Genomic DNA, 13,080 nt, shown 5'->3' with positions numbered 1-13,080 from the left:
CTTTCAGGAGATCAACATGGATTTGGGCATTGCAGGCAAATGGGCTTTGGTGGGCGGCGCGAGCAAAGGCTTGGGCTGGGGTTGTGCGCGTGCCTTGGCACTTGAAGGTGTCAACGTGGTCATGGTGGCGCGTGGCGCCGAAGTGCTGAACAAGGCCGTCGACGACTTGCGCGCCGAAACCGCAGGCCGTGTGCAACTGATCGCAGTGGCGCAAGACATCACCACCGAAGCCGGACGCGAAGCGATCTGGAAGGTGGCCGGTGGTCCCGGCAAAGACTACGACATCGTGGTTACCAACGCAGGCGGCCCACCCCCCGGCGACTTCCGCGACTGGGACCGCGAGGCCTGGATCAAGGCCATCGACGCCAACATGCTCACGCCCATTGAGCTGATCAAAGCCACGGTGGACGGCATGGCCGCACGCGGCTTTGGCCGCATTGTGAACATCACCTCCAGCTCGGTGAAGTCGCCCATCGATGTGCTGGGCTTGTCCAATGGCGCCCGCAGTGGCCTGACCGGATTTGTGGCCGGCACATCGCGCAGCAAGATCGCAGGGCAGGGCGTGACCATCAACAATTTGCTGCCCGGCAAGTTCGACACCGACCGCATCCGTTCCACGCTGCCCGCCATGGCGCAAAAGCAGGGCAAGACGGTGGAAGAAATGCGCGCCATCCAGCAGGCGCAAATTCCCGCTGGTCGCTACGGCAACCCGCAGGAGTTCGGTGCGATCTGCGCCTTTTTGTGCAGCCAGCACGCGGCCTACATGACAGGCCAGAACGTGTTGGCCGATGGTGGGGCGTATCCCGGCACGTACTGATCCGCAAGGGTGTCGGACTCTGCGAGTACCGACCTACAAGGCAAAGCGACAAGTAGTCTACTCGTAGGTCGGCGGTCGAAGACCCCGACGACTCCACGCGGACCGATCACGTTGGCCGGGAGCTCAGTCGACCCGGGCACCGCTGGCTTTGACCACGGATTCGTAGCGGGCCAGCTCTTTTTTCATGAAGGCGCCAAACTGTTCGGGCGTATTGCCCACGGGCTCGGCCATCAGCATGCCAAAGCGGGTTTGGGTTTCGGGTGTTTGCAGCGCTGCCACAAAAGCCTTGTTGAGCCGCTGCACCACATCGCGGGGCGTGGCCGCGGGGGCCACCAGGCCCCACCAGGTGTCAATTTCAAAACCTTGGAGGGTTTCGCTCATGGTCGGGATGTCGGGCAGGGCGCTGCTGCGCTGTCCTGTGGTCACGGCCAGGGCCTTGAGTTTGCCCGCCTTGATGTTGGGGGCTGCGGTGGCCAAGTTGTCGAAGTTGAAATCGACCTGACCCGACAGCAAAGCCAGTTGCGCCGGGTTGCCGCCGTTGTAGGGGATGTGCACCGCAAAAACACCAGCGGCTCGTTTGAACATTTCACCGGCCAGATGGCCCGCACTGCCGTTGCCGCCAGACCCAAAATTCAGCTTGGCCGGGTGGGCCTTGGCATAGGCGACCAGATCGGCCAGGGTGTGGATGTTCAGGCGTTGGGCGGTGTCGGCGTTCATCACCAGCACATTGGGCACGCGCAGCATTTGCGTGATGGGCGCAAAGTCACGGCTGGCGTCATAGGGCATCTTGGCAAACAGCCAGGGGTTGATGGCATGGGTGGCGGTGGCCGCAATGCCTATCGTCAAGCCATCGGGCGCCGCTTTGGCCACCAGGTCGGCGCCCAAATTGCCCCCTGCGCCGGGGCGGTTTTCAATGATGACGGTGCCCAAGCTGTCCTTGACGCGCTCGGCCAAGGCCCGCGCCGTGACATCGATGGGGCCACCGGGGGCATAGGGCACGATGATGCGGACCGGCTTGCCCTGAGCCCCGCTCCAGGCTGGCAGCGCAGCGGCCAGAGTGCTCAAGCAAAAATCACGGCGTTGCATGGGGTGTCCTTAAGAAAGATGAGCCAAAACAGCGCCAAATTGTAGGTCGGCGGCTTCAGCCCCGACAGGTGCCTGCGCCGAAACCACCAATGTCGGACCTGAAGGTGCCGACCTACGGGGGCGGTTTTTGTAGGTCGGTGGCTTCAGCCCCGACATGGGCGTTTGCCGAAGCCTGCAATGTCGGACCTGAAGGTACCGACCTACAGGGGGAGGTATTTGTAGGTCGGCGGCTGGCTCAGGCCTTGGCCTTGTCCGCCTCAGACGTGAACGAGTCGGCGTAGAACTCTTCTTCGGGCAAACCGCCTTGCGCCACATAGTCGCGCTTGGCCGAGTCCACCACGATGGGCGCACCGCAGGCATAGACCTGATGGCCCGACAAATCCGGGAAGTCCTGCAGCACGGCCTGGTGCACAAAGCCTGCGCGGCCAGTCCAGTTGTCTTCAACCTCGGCGTTCGAGATCACGGGCACATATTTCAGGTTGGGCATCTCGGCCAGGCGGGCCTCGACCCAGTCGGCCATGTACAGGTCAGCCGGACGGCGACCGCCCCAGTACAGCGTGGCCGGGCGGGTGATGCCGCGGTGCTGCATGTGCTCGATCAGCGCCTTGATGGGCGCAAAACCGGTGCCCGAAGCCAGCAGCACGATGGGTTTGTCGTTGTCTTCGCGCAGGTAAAAGCTGCCATACGGGCCTTCGGCACGCAGGATGTCTTTTTCTTTCATGGTGGTGAACACCGGGTCGGTGAATTTGCCGCCAGGCATGTGGCGGATGTGCAGGTCCACCGTGGGCGGGGCCACTTCGAGGGTGTGCGGCGCATTGGCCATGCTGTAGCTGCGGCGCGAACCATCACGCAGCAAAAATTCGATGTACTGACCGGCGTGAAACTTCATCACGTCGTTGGCGGGCAACTGGAGTTTCAGCACGATCACGTCGTGCGATTTTTTCTCCAGGCTGACCACGCGCACGGGCATCTTCTTGACGGGCAAGCCGCCTTCAGCCGTCACTTGCTTGGATTCGAGTACCACATCGCTTTGGGCGGTGGCGCAGCAAGTCAGCACCAGGCCTTGGGCTTCTTCCTCGTCGCTCAGGGCTTTGGACTGGTGCGGGCCGTGCACCACGGTGCCCGAAATCTTTTTGCATTTGCACGAGCCGCAGGCCCCGTCCTTGCAGCCATAGGGCAGGCCAATGCCCTGACGAATGCCAGCGGCCAGCAGGGTTTCGTTGTCATCGGCGGTGAAGCTGCGGCCACTGGGCTGCACGGAAATTTGGAAGCTCATCTTTTCGGTATCCTTGAGGGGTTGTCTTTGACCCGGAACCCCTGATTTTGCCTTCAAACCAGACCCCCCTGGGCGCCTTGCCCGCCCGCTTTCGCCGTCAGCGTGTTTTGATCGTGGGTTGTGGCGATGTGGGCTTGCGCACCGCAGGCCAGCTGGGCGCACCGCAAAGCCAGCGGGTGCGCTTGATGGCCCTGACCTCATCGCCTGAGCGCGTTCGCTTACTCAGGGCCTGCGGCATCACGCCTTTGCTGGGCGATCTGGATGATCCGGGCAGTGTGAAGCGGCTGGCGGGCCTGGCGCATCGGGTGCTGCATCTGGCCCCCCCGGCTTCAGAGCGCCAGGGCGACTCGGAGCGGGATTTGCGCAGCGTGGCGCTGGGGCGTGTGCTGCGCTTGCGCACGCCTCCTTTGGCGCTGGTGTATGGCTCGACCACGGGCGTTTATGGCGATTGCGGCGGGCAACGGGTCAGCGAGACGCGGGCTGTGAACCCGCACACCCCGCGCGCCCAGCGCCGGGTGGATGCCGAAGCCGCGATGCGGTTTTTGGGCCGCTCTGGCGTGCGGGTGAGCGTCTTGCGCATTCCCGGTATTTATGCGCCAGACCGCGAGGGCGGCACGCCGCGCGGGCGCTTGCTCAAAGGCACGCCGGTGCTGGTGGCCAAGGAAGACGTCTACACCAACCACATCCACGCCAATGACCTGGCCCGCGCTTGCGCGGCCGCCTTGTGGCGCGGCAAAGCGCAGCGGGTGGTCAACGTCACGGACGACACCGACCTCAAGATGGGCGACTACTTTGATTTGGCCGCAGATCTGTATGGCTTGACCCGCCCACCCCGCTTGTCGCGCCGCGATGCCAATGCGGCGCTGCCGCTGATGCTGCTGAGTTTCATGAACGAGTCTCGCCGTCTGGACAACACCCGCATGAAGCAAGAGTTGAGGCTCAAGCTGCTTTACCCGCATGTGCGTGACGGCCTGAGCCCGCAAGGCGCTTTGTTTTCGGAGGGCTGATGAATTCCTTGCGCATCGACAAATGGTTGTGGGCCGCACGTTTTTACAAAACCCGCAGCATCGCCAGTGACGAAATCGGCAAGAACCGTGTGCAGGTCAATGGCCAGGACGCCAAGCCCTCTAAAGAGGTCAAACCCGGAGACACGGTGCGTTTGCGGCAAGGAGCCATCCAGCGCACGGTGGTGGTGCAAGGCCTCAGTGGTGTGCGTGGCCCAGCGCCGGTTGCGCAACTGCTCTACACCGAGACGCCTGAAAGCATCCAGGCCCGAGCCGAGGCGGCCGAGCAGCACCGCCTGGCGCGCGAGCCTGCGCTGAGCATTGAGCAAGGCAGGCCCACCAAGCGCGACCGCAGGCAGATCGAGCGCACATGGGATGACCGTTGGAGTGCCGGGATAGATTGAGGTGTTGGAGAGCGCCGCCCCGCCACGGCTGTCCGTGATGTGACAGACCGGCCTGTGCTGAACCCTCAAAGTGCAAGAGTCTCCTGCGCTGAACGGGCGCACAGACCCACGTATTTCCTCAGATTCACTTTAAGGATGACCATGAAATTATTCGGACTCATGAAACGATTCGCCATGGCTTGTGGACTGGCCCTGTGCCTGATCCATTTGTCGGCGGCCACGGCCGGTGAGGTCACGGCGCGGAGCATGAAATCAGCGGCCTTGAATGCCGATTTCAAATACACGATCTATTTGCCCGACGGCTACGACAACGGGCGTCTGCGTTACCCCGTTTTGTACCTGCTGCATGGCAACGGCGGCAATGAAAACGAATGGCTGGTCAGTGGCCAGGTCCACCCCACAGTGGACAAGCTGATCCAGTCAGGCAGTGTGCAGCCCTTCATCATCGTCATGCCCGGAGCGGGCTCAAGCTGGTGGGTCAATGGCAACAAAGACAGAGCGGAAGATGCGCTGATCAAGGAGCTGATCCCCCACATTGACGCCACCTACCGCACCATCAGCGCACGCGAAGGCCGCATGGTGGCTGGCTTGTCGGCGGGCGGCTTTGGCACGGCCAACGCGGTCATGAAATTCCCGGAAATGTTTGTGTCGGCGGCGGCCTTGAGCCCGGCCATCTACAGCCCCACGCCCCCCTCGCACTCTTCGGCCATGCGCGTGGCCCCCTTTCAGAAAGATGGTAAGTTTGACCAAGCCAGCTGGGACCGCCTGAACTACACCGCCAACCTGGACACCTACAAAGCCAAAAAACTGGTGGTGCCCATGTACATCAACAGCGGCGACCACGACACCTTCTCCATCGCGTACCATGCGGCCGGACTGTTCCAGAAGCTCTTTGAGTACCAGCCCAAAATGGTCGAGTACCGCGTGGTGGATGGTGACCATGAATGGTCTGTGTGGCGCGACAGCATTGGCGACGCGATCAAGTACATGACCCGCTTTGCTGTCTGGCCCATCGGCACCAAACCCTGATTTTTTCCAAAGCCTATGACCTTTCTCTTTTGCGGCGACCCCCACGGTCAGTTTGAACAGATCGTGCGCGCCGCAAAGCGTTTGCCAGAGGCCCCCATCATCATCCTGGGTGATATGGAGTTGCAGCAGCCGCTGGACGAAGTGCTGCCCGGCTTGATGGAACGCACCTGGTACATCCTGGGCAACCACGACACCGACACCCCGCAGGCTGCCGAGCACGCCTGGAACCCGCGCTACGCCCAGCGCTTGGTGCATGCCAGCGTGCACACCCTGCCCGGCGATGTGCGGCTGGCCGGTCTGGGCGGGGTGTTTCGCGGAGCCGTCTGGTATCCCAAGCATGCACAGGCACCGGTCTACGACAACCCGCAGGCCCACGCCGCACGCACCCCTCGCCAAGACCGCTGGCGCAATGGCCCCCATTTGCGGCATTGGTCCACCTTGTATCCCTCGCATTTTGAGCAACTGCGCGCACAACGTTGCGATGTGCTCGTGCTGCACGAAGCCCCTGGTTACCACCCCCACGGCTTTGCCGCCCTGGACACCCTGGCCCGCGACATGCGCGCCCGTCTGGTGGTGCACGGCCACCAGCACGACAGCCTGGACAGCCGCGCCCATTGGGCCGAACAAGGCTTCATGACCGTGGGCGTGCCCATGCGCGGCGTGACCGCAGTGGACTTGGCTGGGCACATCGAGGTGATGGAGCCCGGTGTTGGGGCTTGAGGGCGGTTGACAGCGCATGTCACAGGCATGCGCAAGGGGATAGGTGCTGGCAAGAAAAAAGCCTCCAGTTCGTCGGAACTGGAGGCTTGATCTGGTGCCCGGGGCCGGACTCGAACCGGCACGCCTTGCGGCGGGGGATTTTGAGTCCCCTGAGTCTACCAATTTCACCACCCGGGCAGGTATTTGTGAAGACGCAAATTATGACACAAATTTGGGCCTGTTTGTCGCTTGCGTTGCGGAACTTTGCAAATTCCATGTCATCCCGTCTTCCATGGATCGGCTGCGGCGATCCGGTGGAGGGTTGATGGGTCTTCACAGGGCGAGCAATCAGGCCACGAGTTCCCGTGCGGCCGGTAAATAGCCCAAGGTCGTTGCAATGCCTTGCGCCTTCTGGATGGCGTCCAGTGTGGCCAAGGCAGTGGCTTGTGCGGCCATGACGGTCAGCAGCATCAGGTCGGCTGTTCGGGTTTCGGTGCCGGTGGCCAAGGCAAAGAGGGTGTCGCCGTCGAGGGTGGTGTGAGCTGGGCGGATGCTGCGGGCCAGGCCGTCGTGGGCACTCATGGCCAGGCGTTTGGCCTGCGCTTTGCTCAGGGTGGCGTTGGTGCCCACCACGCCGATGGTGGTGTTGGTGCCAGGCAGCGGGCGGCTGCCAGGGTTGCCGCTGAGCAGGGCGCTTTGTGTATCGAGCAGTGTGGTGCCGTCGGCGCTTCTGGCTCCGGCAATGATTTGGCCGGTGTGCGGGTCGAGCACGTCACCGACGGCGTTGCAGGCGATCAGGGCGGCGACCACCCAAGGGCCTGTGCGCACGCTGGCATGGCCGATGCCGCCTTTCATGGCGCGATCCATCCCAAAGAGTTTGCCCACACTGGCACCCGCACCGGCGCCCACATTGCCTGCGGCCGGTGGCTGGGATGAGGCGTCTTGGCAGGCAGCGTAACCGGCTGCTGCATCGGGCCGGATGTTGGGCGAGTCACCGGGCCGGACCACGGGCAGATCAAAGAGCACCGCAGCAGGTACGATCGGCACCCTTCCATAGGGGGTTTCAAAGCCGATTTGGTGTTCATCCAGCCAGCGCATCACGCCGCTGGCGGCGTCCAGTCCGAATGCGCTGCCGCCGCTGAGCAGCACGGCATGCACCCGTTCGACCAGGTTGGCGGGGTCGAGTAAATCGGTCTCGCGTGTGCCAGGGGCGGCGCCCCGGACATCCACCGCACCGACCGCGCCGTCAGGGGCCAGCACCACGGTGCAGCCCGTCAAGCGCTGGCTGTGGGTGAAGTGGCCAATTTGCAAGCCTGGCACATCCACCAGCGAGCCATGGCCTGTGTTTACAATGTTTTGAGATGTCATGGGCGTGCTCGTTTTGAATGGTGCATGGGTTCCGTGGTGTGCTTCATCTTAGGCGAACGTGTGTCCTTATTTTTCCTGAAAAGACTGATCAGCTTTGTGGTGACGCTGGTGGCCGCCTCGGTCATTGTGTTTGCTGTGCTGGAGTTGCTGCCCGGCAATGCCGCGCAGGTGATTCTGGGCGAGACAGCCACGCCCGAGTCTTTGGCGGCGATGGAAGAAAAGCTGGGTCTGAATCAACCCGCCAGCGTCCGTTATGTGCAATGGGTCGGCGGCATGTTGGCCGGGCGCTCGGGCATCAGCATTTCTTATGAGACCCCCACGGTGCAATTGATGGCCGAGCGCCTGCAAGTGACCTTGCCTTTGGCGATCATGGCCATGGGCCTGACGGTGGTGCTGTCCTTGGCGCTGGGCATTTATGCCGCTTCCAGGCAAAACCGCGCAGGGGATGTCGGCGTCATGAGTTTGAGTCAGTTGGGCTTGGCACTGCCCAATTTCTGGTTGGCCATCTTGCTGATTTTGCTGTTTGCCGTGCATCTGGAGTGGGTCAGTGCAGGGGGCTTTCCGGGCTGGACCGAAGAATCCGGCGGTGGGGTTTTGGAGGCGGTCAAGGCTTTGCTTTTGCCTGCCATGGCGTTGGCGGCAGTGCAGACGGCCATTTTGACGCGGGTGACGCGCTCGGCCGTGCTGGAGACGATGCGCGAGGACTTTGTGCGCACGGCCCGGTCCAAAGGCCTGAGCCGCAGGCAGGTGCTGTGGCGGCATGTGTTGCGCAATGCCATGATTCCGGTGCTCACGGTAATGGGCTTGCAGTTTGGCAACCTGATCACCAGCGCGATCGTGGTCGAGAACGTGTTTGTCTTGCCGGGTATCGGGCGCCTGATTTTTCAGGCCATTGCCAACCGTGATTTGATCGTGGTGCGCGATGTGGTGATGTTGCTGTCGGTCATGGTCATCGTCATCAATTTTTTGATCGACGTCTTGTATGTCTGGATTGATCCCCGTTTGAAAGGTGCTGCATGAGACGGCTGAATGCGTCATGGCGCCGTGCTTTGCGCCATCCCAGTTTCGTGGCGGGGGGGAGCATGGTCTTTTTGCTGGTGCTCAGTGCGCTGGTGTCGGCGTTTTGGTCACCTTACCCGGTGGCTGATATCGACATTCCCAACAAGTTGGCTTCGCCCGGTGCAGCGCATTGGCTGGGCACCGACAGTCTGGGGCGGGACATTGCGAGCTTGTTGTTGGTGGGCAGCCAGAATTCGCTGTGGGTGGGTTTGATTGCCGTCGGGATTGGCATGGGGGCCGGTGTGCCTTTGGGTTTGCTGGCTGCGGCGCGTCGCGGTTGGGTGGAGGAGCTGGTCATGCGGGCCGCTGATTTGACCTTCGCCTTTCCCGCCTTGCTTTCGGCAATCATGCTGTCTGCCATTTATGGGCCGGGTTTGGTGGTCAGCGTGGTGGCCATCGGTATTTTCAACATCCCGGTGTTTGCGCGCATCACCCGTGGGGCGGCAAATGCCGTGTGGTCGCGGGATTTTTGTGCGGCTGCCCGTACGGCGGGCAAGGGTGCTTGGCGCATCACGCGCGAGCATGTGTTGCCCAACATCTTGAGCGTTCTGATCGTGCAGGCCACGATCCAGTTTGCCATTGCCATTCTGGCCGAAGCTGCTTTGTCCTATCTGGGTTTGGGCACGCAGCCACCGCAACCGAGCTGGGGGCGCATGCTCAATGAGGCGCAGTCGCAGATGTTTCAGGCCCCTTGGTTGGCGGTGTATCCCGGGGTCGCGATTGCCCTGGCTGTTTTGGGTTTGAACCTGATGGGCGATGGCTTGCGTGATTTGCTGGACCCCCGTTTGGCCAGGCAAAGATGAGCGCCGAGACCCACAACGTGCTCCAGCCCTTGTTGCAGGTCGAGGACTTGCGTGTGAGTTTGCCCACGGCCCGTGGTCGGGCGCAGGCTTTGCGGGAGGTGAGCTTCAAGCTGGAGCGGGGTCAGACACTGGGCTTGATTGGTGAAAGTGGCTGCGGTAAGTCGCTGACGGCGCTGGCTTTGATGGGCTTGCTGCCAGAGCAGGCGCAGGTCAGCGGGTCCATCCGTTTTCAAGGCACCGAGTTGGTGGGCATGGCCGATGCGGCGTATGGCCGTTTGCGCGGCGCACGCATGGGCATGATTTTTCAGGAGCCGATGACGGCGCTCAACCCGCTGCATCCGATCTGGCGGCAGATTGCAGAGCCTTTGCGCTTGCACCAGAACATGGGGGCGGCGCAAGCCAAGGCCAAAGCCCTGGAGTTGCTGGAGCGTGTGCAACTGCCGCGTGCCCGCGAGCGGCTGGAGGCATATCCCCACCAGTTGTCTGGCGGACAGCGTCAGCGGGTGATGATTTCGATCGCCTTGGCGTGTGGTCCGGATTTGCTGATTGCGGACGAGCCGACCACGGCATTGGATGTGACCGTGCAAAAAGAGGTCTTGGCACTGATCAAGCAATTGGTTCGGGAAGATGGCATGGGCTTGGTGCTGATCAGCCATGACTTGGGGCTGATGCAGGACCAGGTCGATCGCGTGATGGTGATGTACGGCGGCACCGTGGTCGAGGAAGCCGCTACGCCAGAGTTGTTTGCGCAAAGGGCGCATCCCTACACCCGAGGCTTGTTTGCGGCGCGGCCCAGGCTGGGCTTGCCACGCGGCAGTCGCCTGGAGACCATTGCAGGCAGCGTGCCCGAGTTGAGGGACCTGCCTGCGGGTTGCGCTTTTTCAGACCGTTGCGCATGGGCGGTCGAGGATTGCCGCAGGGCGCCTGTGCTGGCGCAAACCATTGCCCCTTGTGTGCCGACGGACACAGCGCACCGAGTGAGTTGTCCGCGTTGGAGTTTGTCATGAGGACCGATCGCGCGGTGAAGGCAGCTCCCTTGCTGGAGGTGAAGCATTTGGGCAAGCGGTTTGCCTTGCCGCGGACATCCTTGCTGGGGCCTGCGGGCAGTTTGCAGGCGCTGTCCGATGTCAGTTTTCGCCTGGAGGCCGGGCGCAGTCTGGGGATTGTGGGCGAGTCGGGTTCTGGCAAGTCCACGCTGGCCAGGTTGGTGATGGCCCTGGACAAACCCACTGAAGGCCAAGTCTTGCTGGAGGGCGTGGACTTGCACCAACTCAGCGCCTCTGCTTTGCGCCAGGTGCGACCGCGGTTCCAGATGGTTTTTCAGGACCCGTATGGCTCCCTCGACCCCCGCCAGAAGGTGCGCCAGATCGTGACGGAACCCCTGGAAACCTTGTCGCATCATGGGCAGCATGAGTTGAGTGAGCGTGCGGCGCAAGCCTTGGCTGAAGTGGGTCTTCGGACGTCTGATCTGGACAAATACCCGCATGAGTTTTCAGGTGGGCAGCGACAACGCATTGCCATTGCGCGGGCTTTGATCACGCGGCCGTCCTTGATCGTGGCCGATGAGCCTGTGAGCGCCCTAGACGTCTCCGTGCAAGCGCAGGTGCTCAATTTGATGCTGGATTTGCAGGACCGGTATGGCTTGAGTTATTTGTTTGTGAGCCATGACCTTGCTGTCATCAACCTCATGTGCGACGATGTGCTGGTTTTGCAGTCGGGCCATGTGGTGGAGCATGGCGGTGCCGAGCAGGTGTTCAGGCATGCGCAACATCCTTACACGCAGGCTTTGATCGCTGCTGTACCCGGACAGAATTAACCCGTTTTTGAGGAGACCTTATGAAATTCAATGAACACGCTTTGACGCGTCGCTCGATCGGCTGGTGCGCGGTGGCCTTGCTGGCTGGCGCAAGCTGGGTGATGCCTTCACTGGCTCAAGCCCAAGTGCGCAAAGACAGTCTGGTGTTGGGCATGATTTTGGAGCCGACCAGCCTGGACCCCACCATGGCCCCGGCTGCAGCCATTGGGGAAGTGGTGCACTACAACATTCTGGAGGGCTTGACCAAGATCAACGTCGATGGCGCCATCACGCCCTTGCTGGCAGAGAGTTGGAAGATGGATGCAGATGGCAAGGCGTTCACCTTCAAGTTGCGTAAGGGCGTGAAGTTTTCAGACGGTTCGGACTTTGATGCCTCGGCGGTGAAGTTCAGTTTTGAGCGCGCCAAAAATGAAAAGAGCACCAACAAGGCCAAGTCGGTGTTCAACAACATCAGCCACATCGCCACGCCTGATGCCCACACGGTGGTCATGGTGCTCAACAACCCTGATGGCAACTTCCTGTTCCGCCTGGGTGAAAACACGGCTGTGATTTTGCATCCCAACAGTGCGGCCAATGCGGCGACCAAACCCGTGGGCACTGGCCCCTACAGACTGGACTCATGGGCCAAGGGGTCCTCGATTTCAATGTCCAAATGGGATGGTTTCCGTGATCCAGGGGCCGTCAAGATCAAGAAAGTGACCTTCCGCTTCATCAATGACTCGGCAGCGCAAGTGGCGGCTTTGCTGGCCGGAGACATTGACGGCATGCCGCGCTTTCAGTCCCCTCAGAGCCTCAAGCAATTTCAAAGTGACAAGCGCTTTGTGGTTGAGTTGGGCAGCACCGCTGGCAAGGGCATCATGACGATCAACAACCGCAAGAAGCCGTTTGACGATGTGCGTGTGCGTCGTGCCTTGTCGTATGCGGTCGATAAAAAAGCATTCATCGACGGTGTGTTTGAAGGCATGGCCAAACCGATTGGCAGCCACATGGCACCGACCGACGCGGGCTATGTGGAGTTGAGTGGCCTGTATGCTTACGACCCGGAAAAAGCCAAGGCCTTGCTCAAGGAGGCCGGGGTTCAGACACCCTTGAACGTGACGCTGACTTTGCCCCCACCGCCGTATGCACGCAAAGGCGGAGAAATTCTGGCCGCCCAGCTGGCCAAGGTCGGTATCAATGCCAAGATTGAAAACGTGGAGTGGGCTCAATGGTTGGGTGGTGCGTTCAAGGGCAACTTTGATCTGACGGTCATCAACCATGTGGAGCCGCTGGACTACATGGCCTATGCCAACCCTCAGTATTACTGGGGTTACGACAGCAAGGCATTTCGTGAGTTGTCGGCCAAACATTCAGAGGCCACCGGTGCCAAGGAGCGCACCAAATTGTTTGGTGACATGCAGCGCATGATTGCCAACGATGCGGTGAACGTTTTCTTGTTCAATGCGTCCAACACCGCGGTGTACCGAAAAGGCTTGAAAGGCCTGTGGTCCAGCTCGCCCATTTTTGCCAACGACATTGCTGCAGTTTCTTGGCAATAATTTGAGCCCCGTCTCAAAAGCGGCTAAAAATGCCGCTATAATTCAATGCATAGCGCGGCTGTAGCTCAGCTGGATAGAGTACTTGGCTACGAACCAAGGGGTCGTGGGTTCGATTCCTGCCAGCCGCACCATATTGAAAAGCTCACAACGAAAGTTGTGGGCTTTTTCTCTTTGTGGGTTC

The 13,080-nt window shown here is 61.2% G+C and carries 13 protein-coding genes and 2 tRNA genes; 11 read left to right on the top strand and 4 right to left on the bottom strand.

What is annotated here, in order from left to right:
• Positions 1–16: 16 nt before the first annotated feature.
• The gene (locus B9Z51_RS03840) at positions 17–817 is read left to right on the top strand and encodes an SDR family oxidoreductase (protein WP_108371910.1); all 801 of its coding nucleotides are present in this window, start codon (positions 17–19) and stop codon (positions 815–817) included.
• A gap of 123 nt (positions 818–940) precedes the next feature.
• On the opposite strand, the gene B9Z51_RS03835 is transcribed toward B9Z51_RS03840, so the two are convergent.
• Together B9Z51_RS03835 and B9Z51_RS03830 are read right to left on the bottom strand one after the other, a co-directional pair.
• Positions 941–1,903 carry a tripartite tricarboxylate transporter substrate binding protein gene (locus B9Z51_RS03835; protein WP_108371908.1) on the bottom strand — a complete coding sequence of 321 codons (963 nt, stop codon included), beginning with the start codon at positions 1,901–1,903 and terminating at the stop codon, positions 941–943.
• Positions 1,904–2,138: 235 nt separating this feature from the next.
• Complete coding sequence (locus B9Z51_RS03830; protein ID WP_108371906.1) at positions 2,139–3,179, bottom strand: CDP-6-deoxy-delta-3,4-glucoseen reductase; 1,041 nt, start codon at positions 3,177–3,179, stop codon at positions 2,139–2,141.
• A 47-nt stretch (positions 3,180–3,226) separates the two neighbouring features.
• Between B9Z51_RS03830 and B9Z51_RS03825 the strand changes: the two genes are divergently transcribed.
• The 4 genes from B9Z51_RS03825 to B9Z51_RS03810 all read left to right on the top strand — a co-directional run bounded on the left by B9Z51_RS03825 (position 3,227) and on the right by B9Z51_RS03810 (position 6,336).
• Positions 3,227–4,186: an SDR family oxidoreductase gene (locus B9Z51_RS03825; RefSeq protein WP_108371904.1), complete on the top strand. Its 960-nt coding sequence runs from the start codon at positions 3,227–3,229 to the stop codon at positions 4,184–4,186.
• Positions 4,186–4,587 carry an RNA-binding S4 domain-containing protein gene (locus B9Z51_RS03820; RefSeq protein WP_108371902.1) on the top strand — a complete coding sequence of 134 codons (402 nt, stop codon included), beginning with the start codon at positions 4,186–4,188 and terminating at the stop codon, positions 4,585–4,587. The genes B9Z51_RS03825 and B9Z51_RS03820 overlap by 1 nt, the downstream gene beginning before the upstream one ends.
• Before the next feature lie 141 nt (positions 4,588–4,728).
• A complete protein-coding gene (locus B9Z51_RS03815; RefSeq protein ID WP_199227440.1) occupies positions 4,729–5,616 on the top strand; it encodes an esterase family protein in 888 nt (295 codons plus the stop codon).
• Positions 5,617–5,631: 15 nt separating this feature from the next.
• Positions 5,632–6,336, top strand: a complete 705-nt coding sequence (locus B9Z51_RS03810; RefSeq protein WP_108371897.1) for a metallophosphoesterase — start codon at positions 5,632–5,634, stop codon at positions 6,334–6,336.
• A 92-nt stretch (positions 6,337–6,428) separates the two neighbouring features.
• Here the strand turns inward: B9Z51_RS03810 and B9Z51_RS03805 are convergent.
• Together B9Z51_RS03805 and B9Z51_RS03800 are read right to left on the bottom strand one after the other, a co-directional pair.
• A tRNA-Leu gene (locus B9Z51_RS03805) sits at positions 6,429–6,513 on the bottom strand.
• A 150-nt stretch (positions 6,514–6,663) separates the two neighbouring features.
• The gene (locus B9Z51_RS03800; protein WP_108371895.1) at positions 6,664–7,683 is read right to left on the bottom strand and encodes a P1 family peptidase; all 1,020 of its coding nucleotides are present in this window, start codon (positions 7,681–7,683) and stop codon (positions 6,664–6,666) included.
• A gap of 60 nt (positions 7,684–7,743) precedes the next feature.
• Here B9Z51_RS03800 and B9Z51_RS03795 point away from each other — a divergent pair, with 60 nt between their 5' ends.
• From B9Z51_RS03795 to B9Z51_RS03770, 6 genes are all read left to right on the top strand, one after another.
• On the top strand, positions 7,744–8,703 hold the full coding sequence (locus B9Z51_RS03795; RefSeq protein ID WP_108372702.1) for an ABC transporter permease: 960 nt from the start codon (positions 7,744–7,746) through the stop codon (positions 8,701–8,703).
• Positions 8,700–9,545: an ABC transporter permease gene (locus B9Z51_RS03790; RefSeq protein WP_108371893.1), complete on the top strand. Its 846-nt coding sequence runs from the start codon at positions 8,700–8,702 to the stop codon at positions 9,543–9,545. The genes B9Z51_RS03795 and B9Z51_RS03790 overlap by 4 nt, the downstream gene beginning before the upstream one ends.
• The gene (locus B9Z51_RS03785) at positions 9,542–10,552 is read left to right on the top strand and encodes an ABC transporter ATP-binding protein (RefSeq protein ID WP_108371891.1); all 1,011 of its coding nucleotides are present in this window, start codon (positions 9,542–9,544) and stop codon (positions 10,550–10,552) included. Before B9Z51_RS03790 ends, B9Z51_RS03785 begins: the two co-directional genes overlap by 4 nt.
• On the top strand, positions 10,549–11,361 hold the full coding sequence (locus tag B9Z51_RS03780; protein ID WP_108371889.1) for an ATP-binding cassette domain-containing protein: 813 nt from the start codon (positions 10,549–10,551) through the stop codon (positions 11,359–11,361). Before B9Z51_RS03785 ends, B9Z51_RS03780 begins: the two co-directional genes overlap by 4 nt.
• Positions 11,362–11,381: 20 nt before the next feature.
• A complete protein-coding gene (locus B9Z51_RS03775; protein ID WP_108371887.1) occupies positions 11,382–12,899 on the top strand; it encodes an ABC transporter substrate-binding protein in 1,518 nt (505 codons plus the stop codon).
• Between the two features lie 54 nt (positions 12,900–12,953).
• A tRNA-Arg gene (locus B9Z51_RS03770) sits at positions 12,954–13,030 on the top strand.
• The last annotated feature ends 50 nt before the right edge of the window (positions 13,031–13,080 follow it).

This window comes from Limnohabitans sp. T6-5 (assembly GCF_003063315.1).
GTDB lineage: Bacteria > Pseudomonadota > Gammaproteobacteria > Burkholderiales > Burkholderiaceae_C > Limnohabitans_A.
The sequence above is the reverse complement of the archived record's forward strand: the minus strand, read 5'-3'. Positions and strand labels throughout refer to the sequence as shown.